Source organism: Yoonia sp. (assembly GCF_017854565.1).
GTDB lineage: Bacteria > Pseudomonadota > Alphaproteobacteria > Rhodobacterales > Rhodobacteraceae > Yoonia.
In genome coordinates, this window is the sequence record NZ_JAFMHJ010000019.1 from 41,420 (window position 1) to 59,785 (window position 18,366).

The 18,366-nt window shown below is 59.0% G+C and carries 18 protein-coding genes; 9 read left to right on the forward strand and 9 right to left on the reverse strand.

The annotated features are described in order from the left end of the window. Positions 1-86: 86 nt before the first annotated feature. The 3 genes from QZ196_RS09635 to dusB are packed head-to-tail and all read right to left on the reverse strand — an operon-like array spanning position 87 to position 3,534. On the reverse strand, positions 87-1,460 hold the full coding sequence (locus QZ196_RS09635) for a response regulator (protein WP_296425862.1): 1,374 nt from the start codon (positions 1,458-1,460) through the stop codon (positions 87-89). Continuing rightward, complete coding sequence (locus QZ196_RS09640) at positions 1,460-2,536, reverse strand: ATP-binding protein (RefSeq protein WP_296425863.1); 1,077 nt, start codon at positions 2,534-2,536, stop codon at positions 1,460-1,462. The genes QZ196_RS09635 and QZ196_RS09640 overlap by 1 nt, the downstream gene beginning before the upstream one ends. Then, positions 2,533-3,534, reverse strand: coding sequence for a tRNA dihydrouridine synthase DusB (dusB, locus tag QZ196_RS09645; protein ID WP_296425864.1), 1,002 nt, complete (start codon positions 3,532-3,534; stop codon positions 2,533-2,535). The genes QZ196_RS09640 and dusB overlap by 4 nt, the downstream gene beginning before the upstream one ends. 186 nt (positions 3,535-3,720) lie before the next feature. Between dusB and QZ196_RS09650 the strand changes: the two genes are divergently transcribed. From QZ196_RS09650 to QZ196_RS09665, 4 genes are all read left to right on the forward strand, one after another. Beyond that, the gene (locus QZ196_RS09650; protein ID WP_296425865.1) at positions 3,721-4,845 is read left to right on the forward strand and encodes a bifunctional 2-C-methyl-D-erythritol 4-phosphate cytidylyltransferase/2-C-methyl-D-erythritol 2,4-cyclodiphosphate synthase; all 1,125 of its coding nucleotides are present in this window, start codon (positions 3,721-3,723) and stop codon (positions 4,843-4,845) included. Then, on the forward strand, positions 4,842-5,327 hold the full coding sequence (locus QZ196_RS09655) for a phosphatidylglycerophosphatase A (protein WP_296425866.1): 486 nt from the start codon (positions 4,842-4,844) through the stop codon (positions 5,325-5,327). Before QZ196_RS09650 ends, QZ196_RS09655 begins: the two co-directional genes overlap by 4 nt. Beyond that, positions 5,327-5,809: a CinA family protein gene (locus QZ196_RS09660; protein WP_296425867.1), complete on the forward strand. Its 483-nt coding sequence runs from the start codon at positions 5,327-5,329 to the stop codon at positions 5,807-5,809. The genes QZ196_RS09655 and QZ196_RS09660 overlap by 1 nt, the downstream gene beginning before the upstream one ends. Positions 5,810-5,954: 145 nt before the next feature. Next, on the forward strand, positions 5,955-7,136 hold the full coding sequence (locus QZ196_RS09665; RefSeq protein WP_296425868.1) for an ammonium transporter: 1,182 nt from the start codon (positions 5,955-5,957) through the stop codon (positions 7,134-7,136). Here QZ196_RS09665 and QZ196_RS09670 read toward each other — a convergent pair. The 3 genes from QZ196_RS09670 to QZ196_RS09680 are packed head-to-tail and all read right to left on the reverse strand — an operon-like array spanning position 7,133 to position 8,847. Further along, positions 7,133-7,675: a hypothetical protein gene (locus QZ196_RS09670; RefSeq protein WP_296425869.1), complete on the reverse strand. Its 543-nt coding sequence runs from the start codon at positions 7,673-7,675 to the stop codon at positions 7,133-7,135. The genes QZ196_RS09665 and QZ196_RS09670 overlap by 4 nt on opposite strands. A 48-nt stretch (positions 7,676-7,723) precedes the next feature. Continuing rightward, positions 7,724-8,407 (reverse strand): MmgE/PrpD family protein, encoded by a 684-nt coding sequence (locus tag QZ196_RS09675; RefSeq protein WP_296425870.1) that lies wholly within the window; start codon positions 8,405-8,407, stop codon positions 7,724-7,726. Continuing rightward, positions 8,404-8,847: a type II toxin-antitoxin system RatA family toxin gene (locus QZ196_RS09680; RefSeq protein ID WP_296425871.1), complete on the reverse strand. Its 444-nt coding sequence runs from the start codon at positions 8,845-8,847 to the stop codon at positions 8,404-8,406. The genes QZ196_RS09675 and QZ196_RS09680 overlap by 4 nt, the downstream gene beginning before the upstream one ends. A gap of 84 nt (positions 8,848-8,931) precedes the next feature. Here QZ196_RS09680 and hpt point away from each other — a divergent pair, with 84 nt between their 5' ends. Beyond that, positions 8,932-9,480 (forward strand): hypoxanthine phosphoribosyltransferase, encoded by a 549-nt coding sequence (gene hpt, locus QZ196_RS09685; RefSeq protein ID WP_296425872.1) that lies wholly within the window; start codon positions 8,932-8,934, stop codon positions 9,478-9,480. Between the two features lie 330 nt (positions 9,481-9,810). Here the strand turns inward: hpt and lipA are convergent, their stop codons facing one another. Together lipA and QZ196_RS09695 are read right to left on the reverse strand one after the other, a co-directional pair. Continuing rightward, a complete protein-coding gene (lipA, locus tag QZ196_RS09690; protein WP_296425873.1) occupies positions 9,811-10,776 on the reverse strand; it encodes a lipoyl synthase in 966 nt (321 codons plus the stop codon). A 117-nt stretch (positions 10,777-10,893) separates the two neighbouring features. Continuing rightward, positions 10,894-12,015, reverse strand: a complete 1,122-nt coding sequence (locus tag QZ196_RS09695; RefSeq protein WP_296425874.1) for a DUF6456 domain-containing protein — start codon at positions 12,013-12,015, stop codon at positions 10,894-10,896. 247 nt (positions 12,016-12,262) lie between these two features. Here QZ196_RS09695 and QZ196_RS09700 point away from each other — a divergent pair, with 247 nt between their 5' ends. Next, entirely contained in the window at positions 12,263-12,559 is a 297-nt protein-coding gene (locus QZ196_RS09700; RefSeq protein WP_296425875.1) for a DUF6477 family protein, read from the forward strand. On the opposite strand, the gene QZ196_RS09705 is transcribed toward QZ196_RS09700, so the two are convergent. Beyond that, a complete protein-coding gene (locus QZ196_RS09705) occupies positions 12,552-14,102 on the reverse strand; it encodes a trimethylamine methyltransferase family protein (RefSeq protein WP_296425876.1) in 1,551 nt (516 codons plus the stop codon). The two genes, QZ196_RS09700 and QZ196_RS09705, sit on opposite strands and share 8 nt — an antisense overlap. Before the next feature lie 201 nt (positions 14,103-14,303). On the opposite strand from QZ196_RS09705, the gene guaA reads away from it, so the two are divergent. The 3 genes from guaA to QZ196_RS09720 all read left to right on the forward strand — a co-directional run bounded on the left by guaA (position 14,304) and on the right by QZ196_RS09720 (position 18,160). Next, positions 14,304-15,863, forward strand: coding sequence for a glutamine-hydrolyzing GMP synthase (guaA, locus tag QZ196_RS09710; RefSeq protein ID WP_296425878.1), 1,560 nt, complete (start codon positions 14,304-14,306; stop codon positions 15,861-15,863). Between the two features lie 186 nt (positions 15,864-16,049). Next, positions 16,050-16,916 carry a DMT family transporter gene (locus QZ196_RS09715; RefSeq protein WP_296425882.1) on the forward strand — a complete coding sequence of 289 codons (867 nt, stop codon included), beginning with the start codon at positions 16,050-16,052 and terminating at the stop codon, positions 16,914-16,916. A 152-nt stretch (positions 16,917-17,068) separates the two neighbouring features. Further along, entirely contained in the window at positions 17,069-18,160 is a 1,092-nt protein-coding gene (locus QZ196_RS09720; protein ID WP_296425880.1) for an outer membrane protein transport protein, read from the forward strand. Positions 18,161-18,366: the final 206 nt, after the last annotated feature.

Below are 18,366 nucleotides of genomic sequence, written 5' to 3' on the forward strand. Positions count from 1 at the left end.
GGGGCGGGGTCACCCCCACGATACCGCTAATTTTCCATGATCCTGCCAAAGCAGTGACGCAATGCGGTCACGGTTCTGTTGCGGTTTTACATCAATTTGCGGCGGCGTGTCACGCGGATATCAAGGTCTGTGATCTTCTTGCGCAGGGTATTTCGATTAATACCCAATAAATCGGCGCATTTCGCCTGATTTCCGCCTGTTGCGTCCAACGCAATTTCGATCAATGGCCCCTCAACTTCCTTAAGTATCCGATTATACAGCCCCGGCGGCGGCAGCACACCCCCGTGCAAGTCAAAGTAGCGGCGCAAATGCTTGCCGACGCTTGCCGACAGTTTTTCACCCTCACTGCCCGACCGCAGCGGCTCAATCGCGGGCTGATTGCCCAAGACGGTTTCGACCTCGGACCGGGTGATTTCCTCTTCTGCGGACGTGAAAACCAACCGGCGCACCGCGTTTTCCAACTGGCGTACATTGCCCGGCCAGCTATAGGCACGCACCAAATCAAGCGCCGCATCGCCAAACCGACGTACCGGCGCACCATCGCGTTCGGCCCGTACCAGAAAATGTTCTGCCAAAAGCGGAATGTCGTCGACCCGTTCGCGCAATGACGGCACATCGACCGTCACCCCACTCAGCCGATAGAACAGATCCTCGCGAAACCGCCCCTCCTCCATGCGCGCCATCAGGTCCGACTGCGACGTCGCCATGATCCGCGGTGCGTTGTCGCCCAGACTATCAAGCATCCTGACGATCCGCGCCTGCGCGTCATCCGTCAAATCGCTGACCTCATCGAACAGAATCGACCCACCCTTGGCACGGCTCAGCACCGTCGAAGGCCCGTCCATCCCCGCAAGATCGCCCGCCGATACCACGATAAACGGCAGGCTGCGCCGATCGGAAAAATCATGTACCGCCCGCGCGATCAGTGACTTGCCAGTTCCGCTTTCGCCTGTAATCAAAACCGCCAGCTGCGTGTTCATCACCCGTGCAACCAGCCTGTACAGCGCCTGCATGACAGCCGTGCGGCCCACCAGCGGCAGGTCGCCCCCCTGCTCTGTTGCCCTGATATCCGGGCTGCGGGTGGTCGGTGCGCGGCGTTTCACCTCAAGCGCGCGGGCGGCGCGTTTCATCAGATCGGGCAGGTCAAACGGCTTGGGCAGATAATCATACGCCTCTGCTTCTGCCGCTTGAATGGCTGTCATGATCGTATTCTGCGCCGAGATCACAATCACCGGCAGTCCAGGGCGCGCAGCGGCAATCAATGGCAATTGCTCAAGCCCGTTTCCATCGGGCATCATCACATCTGATATCACCAGATCGCCTTTCCCCTCTTCGACCCAACGCATCAGCGTGACCAGCGAAGACGTGGCATGCACCTTGCACCCTGCGCGCGTCAGCGCCTGGGTCAGTACCGTCCGGATCGTGCGGTCGTCATCTGCAACAAGAACGGTCCCGTCCATTAGTTATCTCCTGTCTGAATGTCTTTGGGCGCCAGTGGCAGCGATATGCGAAATACCGTGCGGCCCGGCACGCTATCCACGGATATCCAGCCACCGACATCGCCGATCAGCTTTGACACCAGCGCAAGGCCCAGCCCCGTGCCGTTCTCCTTACCCGATACAAAGGGTTCAAAAATATCGTCGGCGATATCACGCGGCAGGCCCGGCCCGTCGTCGATAATCTCAACCTGCAAAGGCAGACGCGCCTGCGTGCCGTCCGACCGCCGCACCCGCAACGATGCGTCATAGAATGTGTGCAGCCGGATCGCACCACCGTGCTTGTTCGCCTCGGCCGCATTCTTGAGAAGGTTCAGGAATACCTGTAACAGCTGATCCCCATCCGCCATCGTCTGCGGCAGCGACGGGTCATATTCCTCGATGAACAGCATATGTGCACCAAAACCGACCGCCGCGGACTGCCGCGCACGATCCAGCACATCATGGATATTGACCGGTTTCAGAACAGGCGGGCGCAGATTGCCGAATTGCTCTACCTGCTCCAACAGCTTGACGATCCGGCGGCTTTCTTCGACGATCAAATCCGTCCATTCCTGATCTTCCGTGCTCAGCCCCATCGACAACAATTGCGCGGCCCCGGTGATCCCGGCCAGCGGGTTCTTGATCTCATGGGCCAGCATTTCCGCCATACCAATGGCCGATTTCGCAGCCTTGCCCGAAGAATGGTTCTGATTGATGCGGCTGGCAATCTCGCGGGGGCTGATCATCACGATCATCGCCCCTTCTGCCCCCTGCAGCGGCGCGAACTGGATATTGCACAGCATCGGTGGCCGCTCACCACTGCCCACATCCACATCATTCACAAACAACGAAGTACGGTTTTTGCGCGCCCTTGCAAAAGGTGCCTCAAGCGGCGCGTCGATCATCACCTTTTCCCAAAGCCGTTGGCCGGTCAGCGTCTTGGCCGACAGATTCAAGAACGTCTCTGCGGCCGGGTTGCTGGACACGATCAAATCATCACAGTCCAGCAGTAATGCCGGGACCGGCAGCGATGACCACAGGGCGGTATCAATAATCATGCCGCAGCCTCCGCGCACAAGGCATCGGCAAGATCACGCAGCACGTCGCGCGGATTTGCATGGGTCAGAATTGCCTTGCGCAATCCCGGCGCGGTTGCTGCATCGTCCATGTACCACCCCAAATGCTTGCGCGACACTTTGCGCCCCATTTCTTCACCGTAAAACGACAACATCGCCTCGTAATGCCCGCACACCATATCAATCAAATCGGGGCCGTGCGGCACATTTGGCGCCTGCGTGCCATGCAGCGCTGCGGCCACCTGCGCCAAAACCCAAGGCCGCCCCTGCGCGCCGCGCCCGATCATCACGCCATCCGCACCCGACAGGTCCAACGCTTGCCGCGCGGTGCCCGCATCCACGATATCGCCATTGGCAATCACAGGGATCGTCACCGCGTCCTTGATGGCACGGATCGCCGCCCAGTCAGCAGAACCTTTATAAAACTGGCACCTTGTGCGCCCATGAATGGTGACCAGCTTGATCCCTGCGTCTTGTGCCCGTCGCGCCACATCTGCGGCGTTCAGACAATCATCGTCCCACCCCAGCCGGGTCTTCAGCGTCACCGGTATATCAACGGCACTCACGACCGCCTCGATCAATGTCAGCGCATGGTCAGGCGTGCGCAACAGCGCCGACCCTGAATACCCATTGGTCACCTTCTTGGCCGGGCACCCCATGTTGATGTCGATCATCGCCGCACCGTTTGCCGCAACCATACGGGCCGCCTCGGCCATCCAGTAGGCCTCGCGACCTGCGATCTGCACCGCCGTACCGGCCTGATCGAACCCCAACTCTGCCCGCTCGCGGACGCCGGGTTTGGCCTGCACCATTTCCTGACTTGCGACCATCTCGCTGACCACCCAGCCCACACCAAAAGACGCAACCAACTGGCGAAAGGGCAAATCAGTAATGCCGGCCAATGGCGCCAGCGCGACTGGCGGCCGCAAGGCGAGGTCGTCAAGGAAAAGCGATTCTATTTTTGCCAACTGAATAATCATTCGCCTAAGGGGTGTGCGTTGCAGTAGACCTAGGGCGGTTTGGCAAAATCTACAACGAAACCCGGCCGCATAAATTCTCAAAAAATAGCATATGCCCATTAATTAGGCATATTGCGCGTTAAACTGACGAATTGCGCCGCCGCGCCCACCGCCCTACACCTGCTGATACGCAACAACGGGCATCCCATGATCACAGCCGCCATCATCGTCGCCGCTGGCCGCGGCACCCGCGCCGGAGGCGACGTCCCCAAACAATGGCAACAGCTTGGCGACCGAACCGTTGCCGCCCACGCGATACAAGCCTTTGCCGACCACCCCGGCATTGACCGATTGGTCCTTGTCATCCATCCTGATGATCGCCCGCCCATCCTTGGGGCGACAGTCGAAATTGTCATCGGCGGGGCGACGCGCCGCGAATCCGTTCTTGCCGGACTGACGGCAATCGAAGGCACGGTTGCGCGCGTCTTGATCCATGACGCGGCCCGCCCACTGATCAGCGCGCCGATCATCGACCGCGTCCTGGCCGCGCTCGATACGCACGCCGGTGCGGCCCCCGCTGTCGCCGTGACCGATGCGCTGTGGCAAGGCGCCGATGATATGGTGACCGGCGTCCAGAACCGCGACGGTTTGTACCGCGCGCAGACACCGCAAGGGTTCCACCTTGCCCCGCTCCTTGCCGCGCACCGCGCCAATGCCAATGAAGCCGCCGATGATGTCGCGGTTGCACGCGCTGCGGGGCTGGACGTCGCCATCGTGACGGGCGATGAAGAGAACATCAAAATCACCACGCCGGGTGACTTCGCCCGCGCGGCCAAACTGATGGGACTGGGCATGGATGTCAGATGCGGCAACGGCTACGATGTGCACCGCTTTGGGCCGGGCGATCATGTTTGGCTTTGCGGCGTCAAAGTGCCCCACGATCGCAGCCTGCAAGGCCATTCGGATGCAGACGTCGGCATGCATGCGGTGACAGATGCCATCTATGGCGCGCTGGGCATGGGCGACATCGGCCAGCACTTTCCACCGTCAGATCCCCAGTGGAAAGGCGCTGCCAGTCACATCTTCCTTGACCATGCCGTTGCCCTGGCCGCCCAACACGGCTACCGGATCAGCAACGCAGACTGCACTCTGGTCTGCGAATACCCCAAGGTTGGCCCGCACCAAACCGCAATGAAGGCGGCCATGGCGCAGATCATCGGGATCGGTGCCGACCGCATCAGCGTCAAGGCCACGACCTCGGAACGGCTGGGCTTTACCGGTCGCGGCGAAGGCATCGCATCCATTGCAACAGTAACACTGGTGAAACCATGACCCATCTGATCGCGACCTTCTTTTATGTCGGGCATATGCGCCCCGCCCCCGGCACATGGGGATCGCTCGCCGCATTGCCCGTCGCATGGGCAATCTATATCGTCGCGGGCCCCTGGGGACTGGTCGCGGGGGTTTTCGCCTCTTTCCTGCTTGGCCTCTGGGCCACACAAAAAGAGACCCACGGCAAAGACAACCATGACCCGTCTGAAATCGTCATCGACGAAGTCGCGGGCCAGTGGATTGCGCTTTTGCCGCTGGCATTTGGGGCCGCCAATAACGATGTCGCAATGACAGCGCTTTGGCCGGGTTGGATCGCGGCCTTTGCCTTGTTCCGCTTCTTTGACATCACCAAGCTTGGCCCCATTGGCTGGGCCGACCGGATGAACGGCGCGATGGGCGTGATGCTGGATGATGTCATCGCAGGTGTGTTTGCCGCCATCGGCGTTCTGGTGCTGGCTGGCCTTTACCACGGTCTGATGTGATGGGCGCAGACGCCCTCCTGCGGGCCGCCAAAGTGCGCGGCGTCATGATCGCCACCGCAGAAAGCTGCACAGGTGGCATGGTTGCGGCAGCGATCACCGATATCTCCGGCAGTTCGGCGATTTATGACCGGGGTTTCGTCACCTATACCAATGCAGCCAAGATGCAGATGTTGGGTGTTCAGGCTGCAACGCTTGATGCACACGGCGCCGTATCTGAACAGGTCGCGGCAGAAATGGCCACAGGTGCGCTGCGAAATTCCGACGCCCACATTGCCGTTGCCGTCACCGGCATCGCGGGCCCCGGCGGTTCCGCGCATAAGCCCGAGGGACGCGTTTGTTTTGGCATCGCCACACGTCAGGGCGTTCACTGTGAAACAATCGACTTTGGCGCGCGCGGACGCGCCCATGTGCGCCTTGCCGCAAAAGATCATGCGCTCCACTTGCTTCTGACCGCCGTAGATTCACTGGCGCCCAGAGATTAGGCAACTGGCCGGAAATACGCCCTAGATTACTGCATGATGCGAATTGCAACAAAGATAGGCGGCCTCAGACCCATTGGCCGCTTTTCTCAGCACATCGAATCCCTCCTAACCCCATCAACGAAAAAACCCAAATCAGGAGGGGACTATGAACGGAGCGGATACCGCGTGGATCATCGTGGCCACGGCGCTTGTTTTATTCATGACATTGCCGGGGTTGGCGCTGTTTTACGGCGGGCTTGTGCGCGCGCGCAATGTGCTCAGCGTGTTTATGCACTGCTACGCCATTGCCTGTCTGATGAGCATTTTGTGGTTCGCCTTTGGCTACTCCATCGCCTTTGGCAGCAGCGGCAACGCATTCTGGGGTGGTCTGGACAAGATGTTCCTGTCCGGCATCGACGCCGACACGCTGGCGGGCACCTTGCCTGAAATCCTGTTCTTTGCGTTTCAGATGACCTTCGCCATCATCACCCCTGCCCTGATCGTCGGTGCTTATGTGGAACGAATTGGCTTTGGATTTGTCCTGCTCTTTTCATCGCTTTGGATGCTGCTTTGCTATGCACCTGTCGTGCATTGGGTCTGGGGGGGCGGTTTTCTGGCTGATGGCGGGATATTTGGCGATACCGGCGTCAAGGACTTTGCCGGCGGTATCGTTGTCCACCAAACCGCCGGTCTCGCGGCGCTGATCCTTGTCGTTTTTCTTGGTCCTCGGCGCGACCCGTCCAAACCGCCGCACAATCCCGGCATGGTGATGATCGGTGCGGCAATGCTTTGGGTCGGCTGGTTTGGCTTTAACGGCGGCTCACAACTGGCAGCCGATGGCGGGGCCGCAATGGCAATCACAGTCACGCATCTTTCGGCGGCAGCGGCCTCGCTGACATGGGCGCTGTGGGAACGTGTGAAGTTCGGCAAATCGTCGCTCGTCGGCCTTGTCACTGGCACGATTGCCGGTCTTGCGTCAATCACACCCGCGTCCGGCTTCGTCAGCCCGGTTGAGGCGCTGATGATCGGCGGCATCGCAGGTATCTTGTGTCAAGAAGCCGTGGCGCTGATCCGCAGCAAAATCAAAATCGACGACACATTGGACGTTTTCGCAGTGCACGGCGTCGGCGGTATCTTCGGAACGATCATGATCGCGGCCTTCGGCGCAGGGTCATGGGTTGCGCAACTGGGATCACTGGCAATCGTGGGGGCGTTCACGGCGGTCGTGACCGTCACCCTCATCTTTATCTGCAAGGCGATCACGCCCATGCGCGTTGATCAAGAAACCGAAGTCATGGGCCTCGACATCACTGTCCATGGTGAACGCGCTTACGAATTCAACAGCTAGTCACGCCCAAGAAAAGCAGTCAGGTCGCCAATATCGCCTGACTGCACTGCGGCCCATAAATCATCCGCCAAGGCCCGCCCGACCACGGCGCGGGCCTTTTGCGTCAACCGTTCCGCGCGCTGGGCCAGTGGCAAAGGCACGTTCAAATCGTGGAACGCCTCCTGCGTGGTCCCATCAGAAAACCGCGCCGTCACACGCGCCTGCATCTCGGTCAGGCGATCATCGTCCTGCACCGTGACCCGATCCCGCAACGCAATCAATGCAGGGTCATTGGCCATGGTGTCGCTAAAGTTCGCGATACGTGCCGTATCAACGCCGGACAGACACATCGCGGCGGTCATGGCATAGGAGAATTTACACTCCAACCCGGTCCGTGGCGCTGGATTGTGGCACACAGTCAGCCAACGCGGATGGGTCGCAACGGTCACTGTGTCAATCTCTCCGGTGATCCCCGCAAGTGCCTCCAGCATCGCGTGCAAGCCATGGCAGCAGGCGTGAAACTTGTGACTGATACGGGCAATTTTCCAAATTTCTGACATATCCCATGCGGCCATATCAGCCCGCCCGGCATGGGTCGCGCCAAACCCTTACAGCCCCGACAGCCCGGCCGCGTCCGATGTCATCCCCGCCTGCGCCCATAGCGCCGCCTCGACCCCGCACCGCGCGGCAAGCCCGGCATTCAATGGCTTGCCCATCGTGCCAAACTGCCCTTTCAACCCCGACGCCCCCGTCGCGGCAAGGCCAATGGCGTGCCGGACCAAGGCAGGCGCAAGCCCTGACATCCGTGCCGCAGCCACGCAGGCCCCAAAAGCCCCTGCCGTCGCCGTTTGGTGAAATCCGATCTGGTAATGCCCGCGCCCCAGCCACAGCCCCACACGTACCGCCGCCTCCGACCCGACAACGGCCGCCTCAAGCAGGTCAGCGGTCTGTTGCACCGACGCAGCCCCAGCCATGGCAAGAACTGTCGGAAAAATCACCGCAGAGGTATGCCCGATATGATCAAAATGCGTATCATCGTAGTCAAGCGCGTGCCCGATCGCGCCATTGATCAACGCGGCCATCGGTGCGGGCGCGCGGCCACCTCCCACGACTGACGCGCTATTTGGCTGTTCATCATGCGAAAGCTGTGCCCGCAGCACACGCGCCACGGGTTCATTCCGTCCCGCTATGGCGCACACGGCCCAGTCAAACAGACACAGCCGCATCAGGTCCGTTGGCCCGACGCCGCCCTCGCCTTGGGACAGACGGATAAGATGCTGTTCAATACTCATGCATAAAGCTCGGACGCGCGGCGTTCAAATGACCGCACAACGCGCTGCATCGCATCGTTGAAAAACATTCCGGCAGCGCCCTGCAGCAACCGATTGCGAAACGCGAAATCGACGAAAAACGATACTTCACAACCGCCCCCTACATCCTTGAAATTCCACTGACTTTCCATGTGCTGAAACGGCCCATCCAGATATTCCGTATCAATCCGCTTGATCCCCGGCCACAGCGTGACCCGACTGCCAAATGTCTCCCGGAACACTCTAAAGGAAATAACCAGATCGGCCAGCATCACCTGCTTCTCGCCCGCATCGGTTATGCTGCGAATGCGCGCTGCCGCCGTCCACGGCAGGAATTTAGGATAGCTGGCAACATCAGCGACCAGATCATACATCTGCTGGGCAGTATATGGCAGAAACTTTGTCTCGGAATGGGTCGGCATAAACGGTCTTTCACGGGTGACTTCACGCACGGATGTCGTAAACTCTGCCCAGAAAATCAACCCTTACCTGAATCCGAGGCCCACATGCCGCAACGTCCCTATGTCATCGACGAAATGATCAGCGCCAAGGCGATTGCCGCAAGGATCGAAGATCTTGCGCGCGATATTCGCGGTGAATTCGCAGGTACCGACAAACTGGTCGTCGTCGGACTGCTGCGCGGTTCTTTCGTGTTTATCGCGGATTTGGTGCGCGAACTTGATCTCCCCGTGGAAGTCGACTTCCTCGAGGCATCAAGTTATGGCAACAGCACCGAAAGCAGCCGAGAGGTGCGTATTCTCAAAGACTTACGCGGTCAAATTGAAGGACGCGATGTGCTGGTTGTCGAAGATATCGTTGACACTGGCCACACTCTTTCGCACGTCACTCACTTCCTCAGCACCCGTAACCCGGCCCGTCTGCGCACGATTGCCCTGCTCGACAAGCCCGCCCGCCGCGAGGTCGATTTCAAGGCGCATTGGATCGGCTTTGAAATCCCCGATGAGTTCGTTGTCGGCTACGGCATCGACTTTGCGCAGCGCAATCGTAACCTGCCGTACATCGGCAAGGTCCGGTTCACCGATGACAGCCCATAAACCCGGACTGGCTTTTTGCATGTCAAAACTGGTCCCCGCACTGTGCTCTTTGTCTTCGATCTCATGGAATAATGCAGGAATTACGTCACAAATTTCATCAAATTGCCGCGTCACATGTAATGCAATTCCGCTGGCCCGTGACCTGCCGATCACCGGGGATTCTGGCGTCAAATCGCGCCAAAGGAAACTTCTTTTGAAATTGGCGCAAAATGATCGCCGAAGGGACAGCGCGTCCGCAGGAACACATGATACGGCGCGGTCTCGGTGTGAAACTTGGGCAGGGCTAACTTTTGCGCGCCCCGCCCCAGTTTCTCAATTCCGCGCACATCCCTAATGCTGGATTTGGCCGAGCTTTTTCAAGCGCGCCTCGCGCAGGCGCGCAAAATCTTCTCCAGCGTGATATGATGACCGGGTGAGCGGGGTTGCCGACACCATCAAAAAGCCTTTGCCAAATGCGGTTTTTTCATAGGCCGCAAATTCCTCGGGGGTGACGAAACGGTCAACCCTGTGATGCTTTGGCGTCGGCTGCAGGTACTGGCCGACAGTCAAGAAATCAATGTCGGCAGCGCGCATATCTTCCATCACCTGAAGAACGGCTTGTCGATCTTCGCCCAGCCCGACCATAATTCCGGACTTGGTGAACATTGTCGGGTCCAGTTCTTTTACCCGCTGCAACAAGCGCAGAGAATGGAAATAGCGCGCGCCGGGCCGCACCTCGGGGTACAGCCCCGGCACAGTCTCCAGATTGTGATTAAACACATCCGGCCGCGCGGCGACCACGACTTCCAGCACCGCCGGATCGCAACGGATAAAATCCGGTGTCAGAATTTCAATCGTCGTACCCGGTGACTGGCGCCGCACCGCCCGAATAGTCTGGGCAAAATGTTCCGCACCACCATCTTCGACATCGTCGCGATCAACGGATGTGATCACCACATGTTTTAGCCCCAGTTTTTTCACAGCATCCGCGACGCGGCCCGGTTCGAATACATCAAGCGCCTCGGGCGGCTTACCGGTCGCGATGTTGCAGAACGTGCAGGCACGGGTACAAACCTCGCCCATGATCATCATCGTCGCGTGGCCCTGCGACCAGCATTCTCCCACATTGGGGCACCCGGCCTCTTCGCATACGGTGACCAGCTTGTGTTCACGCATGATATCGCGCGTCGCTTTGTAACCGTCCGACGTCGGCGCCTTTACCCTGATCCAATCAGGTTTCTTGGGCTGCGGCGCATCCGGACGGCGCTGCTTTTCCGGGTGGCGTTGCGCGGGGATTTTAAGGTCGCGTGCGGGCATGTCGGCCTCCGATAGCTGTTGACCTTGTGTAGCCCCGCGAATGTCCAATGTCCAACGGTCACGCGATCATGCATGACGGCACTGCAGCCCATGCATGACCCTGCCGATATACCGCAGCTAGCCAATCAACGGACCATATCTTCCTTGGGTTTCATCATAGTGGCGCTTGAGCCGCTGCAGCGCGATCCGCAGAACAATCTTGCCCGACCGGGCCGACCACCCCATCGTCTTCTCGGTCTGTTCCAACCCTTCCAGAAAGCAGCAACACCGCAACACCACATCCCCCAGACCCGGACCCAGATCGGACAACGCGCTGCGCACACGGCGTCGGGCCGCCACCGCGCCGGATGGACCATCCGTCGGCTTGTCGACGACCCCGGCCGCCATGAACGCATCCCAGCTTTCGATAGCCTCCATCCCGACTTGGGCCAGTTCGAAATCTTCCCGCAGCCGCTCGCCAGCCGCAACGCAATCGCGCTTCAAGAATGGCTGGCCATCGCGATCTTTGCGGCGCGCCAACCCGACAAGCGGGCTTTCGGTGGCATGATATCGGCTGGATTGTCGTGGCACGCCTTCGACCGTCTCCAGATCCCAGCCAGCGTCGGCCTCAAAATGGGCGCGCCGTTCGCCAAAGCCACTGGCGCGGTTTTCATCCTGCGCTGTTAGGCGACGCAGGGCACTGCGCCCGCTGTTGGTAATAAAGTAGCGGGCAACACGGCTGTCAGGTGCGGGGCATGTGATCCAATCCTTCAACGCCATCGCCTGTGCAATCTCGCGATCGACAACCGCCGTGCGCAGATGTTCACCAGCCCCCGTTTCACGCACAACCACAGATGTCTCCATCTCGCGCGCGACCGCCAGCACCGCCCCCTGTTCGCAAAGCCGCCGCAAAACACGTTTTGCTTCTTGATCCATCCTTGCTTGCGTCAAGCCGGCAGCTTGGTTCGGCGCGCTTTTCCAACACTCTACATTCATGGTTCCCATATCCCTTTTGTGGCCAATATCGCGTTCCGAGACTCGGGCAGAAAGAGATGTGAGTGCGGCATCAATCAACGGATCATCACGGCGGCATTCAAAGCGGCGCACCTGACGCAGAACCGTGGATGGGTGACAGTCGCTGGCGCGGGCCAGCGCCCTGATCGAAAGGCCCGTTTCGGTGTGTACCAGATAGTGGCGGGCAGCATCCGGCACCCACTGCGGAAGCCTTCCGGACCCAACGGGTCCCTGTTGTGCAGTCATTACATTCGTCCTTTTACCGAAAGTCCCGACACACAAAGGCAGGATCGCCGGCAAGACAGCGCATCGACGATAAAGCCTAGGCATGTTTGGTTACTCAATAGTTAATTGCGTATTTGGTCCGTCAACTATTGTTTCTAAAAGATAAACAAGTCTGACCAGAGCGTTCTTAACTAATGCGGTTTCCGCAACGCCCGTTTGAGTTGTGTGATGATGTTTCGATCAGTCCAACATCAAGGAAACATGACAGATGCTCGATCTTAAAACCCGTATCGCCACACTGCAACGCCCCAGCCTGCTCGCGCGGGCCGCTCGTTTTGGTGTTGATGACTACCGCCGCGCGACACATCTGCGGCGCATCTTGCAGATCGACCCGCTGCCACGCCACGCGGACGCGCTGATGCGCCTGCTTGATCTGGAAGGCGAAACCAACACGTTGAGGCAGCAGAAATCAGGCAGCTACTCTCCGGCACGCCATGTCGAACTGCTGATCGCCATTGCAGGCGAGGCCCGCCTGCTACGCGAAACCGGGCCCCGTCTCACATGAATGCATCTGGCATGCTTGCCTTTTTATCGGCAACATAGGCGCGCAGCCGCGCCTCGATGTCCGGGTCCAACGCAGGCTGCTGGTAGGTGTCCAGCATCTTCTTGACCCGGGCGGTGGCTAGGGTCTGCGTGTCGCGCGCACCCTCTTCATCCCAGGTTTCAAAGGGTTTGTAGTCGAATAAATCCGACCGCCAAAAGGCTGTCTTGAAATTCTGCTGGGTATGCTCGCAGCCCAGATAGTGGCCACCGGGGCCCACTTCGGCAATCGCGCCCATCGCCTGCCCGTTGTCTGACATATCCACGCCGCGGGCAAAATGATGCAGCGTGCCCAACTGGTCCGCATCCATCACGAATTTCTCAAACGATGAGACAAGCCCGCCTTCCAGCCACCCGCAAGCGTGCAGCATGAAATTCACACCCGACAAAAGCCCCATCTGCAGGCTGTTCGACGTTTCATAGGCGGCCTGCGCATCGGGCAGCTTTGATCCACAGAACGATCCCGATGACCGATACGGCAGGCCCAGACGTCGGGCCAATTGCCCTGCACCATAGGTAATATGCGCGGCTTCGGGCGTGCCGAACGTCGGTGCGCCAGAGTTCATGTCGATCGACGTCACAAAGGCGCCAAAGATCACTGGCGCACCGGGACGGATCAGTTGGCTATAGGCGACACCGGCCAATACCTCGGCCAAGACCTGCGTCAGCGTCCCGGCCACAGATACCGGTGCCATCGCGCCACCAACAATAAACGGGCTGATAATCGACGCCTGATTATTGGCGGCGAACACCTCCAGCGCGCCCATCATGATGCCGTCAAACGTCAATGGCGAATTGATGTTGATCAGCGACGTCAAAACCGTGTTTTCCTGTACAAAGTCTTTGCCGAACAGAATTTCGCACATGTCCACGGAATCCTGCGCGCGGCTGGGTTCGGTCACCGACCCCATAAACGGCTTGTCCGACAGTACCATATGGGCCAGCAACATATCGAGATGGCGCTTATTCACCGGAATGTCTGTCGGCTCACACACTGTGCCGCCCGAATGGTGCAACCATTTCGACATATATCCCAGTTTCACAAATTTCTCGAAATCCGCCATCGTGGCATAGCGGCGCCCGCCTTCGGCATCGCGCACGAATGGCGGGCCATACACGGGGGCCAGCACCAAATTCTTGCCGCCAATCACCACATTACGTTCAGGATTGCGGGCGTGCTGCGTGAATTGCGCAGGTGCCGTGGCACAAAGCTTTCGTGCCAGACCACGTGGAATCCGCACCCGCTCACCATCGACCTCAGCGCCGGCAGCTTTCCAACGCTCCAATGCCGCCGGGTTCTCGACAAAGTTCACACCGATTTCGGCCAGCACGGTTTCGGCATTCGCCTCAATCACATCCAGCGCCTCGTCGGTCAGCACCTCATAATTGGGGATATTACGCTCAATATATTTGGCAGTCGCAACGCTGACCGCAGTCCGCTCTGCCCGGCGGACGCCACCGCCACCGCCCCTTGCCCTGCGCCCGGTTGTTGCTGGTGCATCAGACATAATCGTTCCCCTTGGTGCTTGTGTTGGGCTGTTCATATCGCCCCCGCACCCGGACCCCTGACCATTTTGCGCCGCTTGAGGCGCGAAAACGACATGAGGCATCTTTGAATGGGAATACTCCCGCATAAAAACACGCCCCAGCGGCGCTGGAATTCGTGTCCCCCTCTTGCACAACCCCGGCACGGGCTTTACCGAAGCGGCATGGAAAACATCACCCACGAACGCCTTCTGATCATCGACTTCGGCAGCCAAGTGACGCAGCTTATCGCGCGCCGCCTGCGCGAGCTGAACGTCTATTGCGAAATCCACCCGTTCCAGAAAGTCACCGACACATTCCTGGCCGAATTCGCGCCCAAGGCGGTGATCCTTTCGGGCGGCCCCGCATCGGTCTTCGATGAAGGCTCACCGCGCCCACCGGAATCGGTTTTTGACCTTGGCGTGCCCGTGCTTGGCATCTGCTATGGCCAACAGGTAATGATGCAAACCCTGGGCGGCAAAGTCGAACGTGGGCACGGCACAGCCGAGTTCGGTCGCGCTTACGTGACGCCGCAGAACAAGCTCGCGCTTCTTGAAGGCTGGTTTCTGACCGACAAGGAACAAGTCTGGATGAGCCACGGCGACCATGTCTCTGAAATCGCACCGGGTTTTTCCGTTTACGGCACCTCGCCCAACGCCCCCTTCGCGATCACAGCCGACGTGGCACGCAACTTCTATGCGGTGCAATTCCACCCCGAGGTCCACCACACACCCAACGGCGCAAAGCTTTATGAAAACTTCGTGCGCATTGCTGGTTTCTCGGGCGACTGGACCATGGGCGCCTACCGTGAACAGGCCATCGCCGCGATCCGCGAAACGGTCGGCGACAAACAGGTGATCTGCGGCCTTTCGGGTGGTGTCGACAGCTCTGTCGCCGCCGTGCTGATCCACGAAGCGATCGGTGACCAGCTGACCTGCGTTTTCGTCGATCACGGCCTGCTGCGTCAGGGCGAGGCCGAAGAAGTCGTCACCATGTTCCGCGACCATTACCACATGCCGCTGATCCACGCCGACGAACAAGAGCTGTTCTTGGGCGAACTTGACGGCGTCAGCGACCCCGAAACCAAACGCAAGATCATCGGGCGGTTGTTCATCGACGTTTTCCAAAAATACGCCAACCAGATCGAAGGCGCTGATTTTCTGGCCCAGGGTACGCTCTACCCCGACGTCATCGAAAGCGTCAGCTTTTCCGGCGGGCCATCGGTCACGATCAAAAGCCACCACAACGTCGGCGGGCTGCCTGAAAAAATGGGCCTGAAACTGGTCGAACCCCTGCGCGAACTGTTCAAGGACGAAGTGCGCGCGCTGGGCCGCGAACTTGGCCTGCCTGCGTCCTTTATCGGGCGGCACCCGTTCCCCGGCCCCGGCCTTGCCATTCGTTGCCCCGGCGAAATCACCCGCGAAAAGCTGGCGATTTTGCGCAAGGCCGATGCGGTTTATATCGACCAGATTCGCAAGCACGGGCTTTACGATGAAATCTGGCAAGCCTTCGTTGCAATCCTGCCCGTGCGCACCGTCGGCGTCATGGGCGACGGGCGTACATATGATTTTGCCTGTGCGTTGCGTGCAGTGACATCCGTTGACGGCATGACGGCGGACTACTACCCTTTCACCCACGAATTTCTGGGCGAAACCGCCACCCGCATCATCAACGAAGTACACGGTATCAACCGTGTGACCTACGATATCACATCAAAACCTCCCGGCACGATTGAATGGGAATAACCCGCGCGCTGTTCCGGGCTTGCAAATCCACATACCTGCGTGACTATGCCACGGCATAATACGTCGTGACGTGGTCTTGGTTCTGACGCTCACGGCCCGCGCGATAGGATCAACTTTGCCACATCAATCAGCAGCCCGGTGTCTGGTGTTCACGATGCACCCTATCAGCCACCGCTTGGCCATCCGATGAACGATACAGTGAAAGCCGCGCTGTGGATGATCGGCGCGATCACGTCATTCACGACAATGGCCATCGCCGGTCGTGCTGTCAGCCTCGAACTGGACACCTTTGAAATCATGCTGTTTCGCAGCCTGACGGGTATCGCCATCGTCCTGACTGCGGGCAAATTAGCGGGTACGCTTGGACAGATCCGCGCGCACCGGCTTGGCCTGCATTTCACCCGCAACATTTGCCACTTTGCAGGGCAGAACTTGTGGTTTTTTGCGATCACCGTGATCCCTCTGGCGCAGGTCTTTGCACTGGAGTTCACGACGCCGATCTGGGTCATATTGCTGTCGCCGCTGATCCTGCGCGAACGTCTGACTGCGGTCGGCCTTGCCTGCGCCGCAATCGGGTTTATCGGCATCTTGATCGTCGCCCGCCCCGACCCCGCCAATCTTAGTCCCGGCCTGATCGCGGCGGCGACCTGCGCGATTTTCTTCGCTCTCTCGGCACTGTTTACCCGCCTGCTTACCCGCACCGAGACGATCACCTGTATCCTGTTTTACCTGACCGTGATGCAGGCGGTCTTTGGATTGATCTGCGCCGGCTACGACGGCGACATCGCCGTGCCGTCGCTGGCCACATTGCCATGGGTGATCTTGATCGGCTGTGCCGGTCTGATCGCGCATTTCTGCCTGACAACCGCGCTCAGCCTCGCCCCCGCCAGCGTCGTCATGCCAATCGACTTTGTCCGATTGCCCACAATCGCAGTCATCGGCATGCTGCTTTACAACGAGCCTCTGGAAATACTGGTATTTGTCGGAGCAGCCTTCATATTTGTTGCGAACTACATCAACATAAGACAATCTAGGCGTGCACTGACACCTTAGAGACGGAAACAACAATATGCCCGGCAGAATACAATCACAGAAATGTGACGTAGCGGCGCAGCCTCTGTATGACGTGGGGTCAAGAATTGACCTGAACGTTAAGCGATCTCTAGGTTGATCGCACATAATTTACTCATGACAGGGATGAGGACATGAAACACACACTGACGGCAGGCGCAGCGACCCTGCTGCTAAGCACTACAATTGCCAGCGCGGGCGGTATTGACCGATCCGGCAATCCTTACGGCGTCCTGTTCGAAGATGGCAATTTCGCGCAGATCGCGTTCTCCTCCGTGACGCCCGACGTGTCGGGTGATTATCCTGCGATGTTGCTCGGCGGCTCAACCGACAACATGGCCGAAAGCTATTTCAACAGCGGTTTTGCGTTGAAATACGGGATCACACCACAGATTGATCTGGCTCTGTTTATTAACCAGCCCTTCGGGGCCAATGCCAACTACACCGGCGGCGTCTATACGGGCCTTGCTGCGGAATGGAGCAGTACCCAGGTCGCCGCATTGGCAAAATACAAGGCAACCGAAAGCATCTCCGTCTATGGCGGTATTCGTGCCGTACAGTCCAAAGCGACTATCGCGATCCCACCTGCGCTGACAGGGGGGCCCGAATATACAGCCATCGCTGAAACCGACACCCAAGTTGGCTATGTCGTCGGCGCGGCCTATGAAATGCCCGCGATTGCCCTGCGCGTTTCACTCACCTACGAAAGCGCGATCACGCACGAACTCAACACCCCAGAGGCGAGCGGCGGCATGGTTTTCCAAGAAAATGCGACTGAAATCGAACTGCCTCAGTCGGTCGCACTCGACTTCCAGTCCGGCATTGCAAAAGACACGTTGCTATTTGGCTCAATCCGCTGGGCAGAATGGTCAGTATGGGAAGTCCGCCCCGATGGCTATGCGGCGGCCAATGCTGGCGATCGAATCACCGGCATCGACAGCGATGTAACGACCTACCGCATCGGCCTTGGTCGCCGCATCAATGACGCACTGTCCGTCTTCGGGCGCGTCACCTACGAGGCCGATACCGGAGACGAGGCATCACGCCTTGCGCCGACAGATGGCTCAACAAGCATCGGTATCGGTGGCACCTATACTATGGATGCGGTCAAGTTCACCGGCGGCATTGAATACGCAATGCTGGGCGATGCAACCGACCCATCCGGCGTTGCGTTCAAGGATAACACCGCCATCGGAATCGGCCTGTCGATCGGCTATAGCTTCTAGGCGACTGTCGCAGCAAATACCAAAGCCCCGCCAGAAACCGGCGGGGCTTTTTTGTTGCAACCGCATGATCCGGGCTGCGTCAGTTCCGCCAAACCTATCATGTCCGCCCGCGGCAATCTGATGCTCTGCACCCTCTTGATCGCGCCGATTGCCATTGTCCTTGGCGCAGCCGTCTTGCAAGAGGCCCTGCCCCTGCGCCCCTATGC

Coding starts and splice junctions, on each gene's coding strand:
- QZ196_RS09705 (WP_296425876.1), bottom strand. CDS start 14,102: ATGTCTGATGCACCAGCAACAACCGGGCGCAGGGCAAGGGGCGGTGGC.
- QZ196_RS09665 (WP_296425868.1), top strand. CDS start 5,955: ATGAACGGAGCGGATACCGCGTGGATCATCGTGGCCACGGCGCTTGTT.
- QZ196_RS09680 (WP_296425871.1), bottom strand. CDS start 8,847: ATGCCGACCCATTCCGAGACAAAGTTTCTGCCATATACTGCCCAGCAG.
- QZ196_RS09640 (WP_296425863.1), bottom strand. CDS start 2,536: ATGATTATTGATACCGCCCTGTGGTCATCGCTGCCGGTCCCGGCATTA.
- QZ196_RS09720 (WP_296425880.1), top strand. CDS start 17,069: ATGAAACACACACTGACGGCAGGCGCAGCGACCCTGCTGCTAAGCACT.
- QZ196_RS09695 (WP_296425874.1), bottom strand. CDS start 12,015: ATGACTGCACAACAGGGACCCGTTGGGTCCGGAAGGCTTCCGCAGTGG.
- QZ196_RS09635 (WP_296425862.1), bottom strand. CDS start 1,460: ATGGACGGGACCGTTCTTGTTGCAGATGACGACCGCACGATCCGGACG.
- guaA (WP_296425878.1), top strand. CDS start 14,304: ATGGAAAACATCACCCACGAACGCCTTCTGATCATCGACTTCGGCAGC.
- QZ196_RS09650 (WP_296425865.1), top strand. CDS start 3,721: ATGATCACAGCCGCCATCATCGTCGCCGCTGGCCGCGGCACCCGCGCC.
- dusB (WP_296425864.1), bottom strand. CDS start 3,534: ATGATTATTCAGTTGGCAAAAATAGAATCGCTTTTCCTTGACGACCTC.
- QZ196_RS09715 (WP_296425882.1), top strand. CDS start 16,050: ATGAACGATACAGTGAAAGCCGCGCTGTGGATGATCGGCGCGATCACG.
- QZ196_RS09655 (WP_296425866.1), top strand. CDS start 4,842: ATGACCCATCTGATCGCGACCTTCTTTTATGTCGGGCATATGCGCCCC.
- lipA (WP_296425873.1), bottom strand. CDS start 10,776: ATGCCCGCACGCGACCTTAAAATCCCCGCGCAACGCCACCCGGAAAAG.
- QZ196_RS09675 (WP_296425870.1), bottom strand. CDS start 8,407: ATGAGTATTGAACAGCATCTTATCCGTCTGTCCCAAGGCGAGGGCGGC.
- QZ196_RS09700 (WP_296425875.1), top strand. CDS start 12,263: ATGCTCGATCTTAAAACCCGTATCGCCACACTGCAACGCCCCAGCCTG.
- QZ196_RS09670 (WP_296425869.1), bottom strand. CDS start 7,675: ATGTCAGAAATTTGGAAAATTGCCCGTATCAGTCACAAGTTTCACGCC.
- hpt (WP_296425872.1), top strand. CDS start 8,932: ATGCCGCAACGTCCCTATGTCATCGACGAAATGATCAGCGCCAAGGCG.
- QZ196_RS09660 (WP_296425867.1), top strand. CDS start 5,327: ATGGGCGCAGACGCCCTCCTGCGGGCCGCCAAAGTGCGCGGCGTCATG.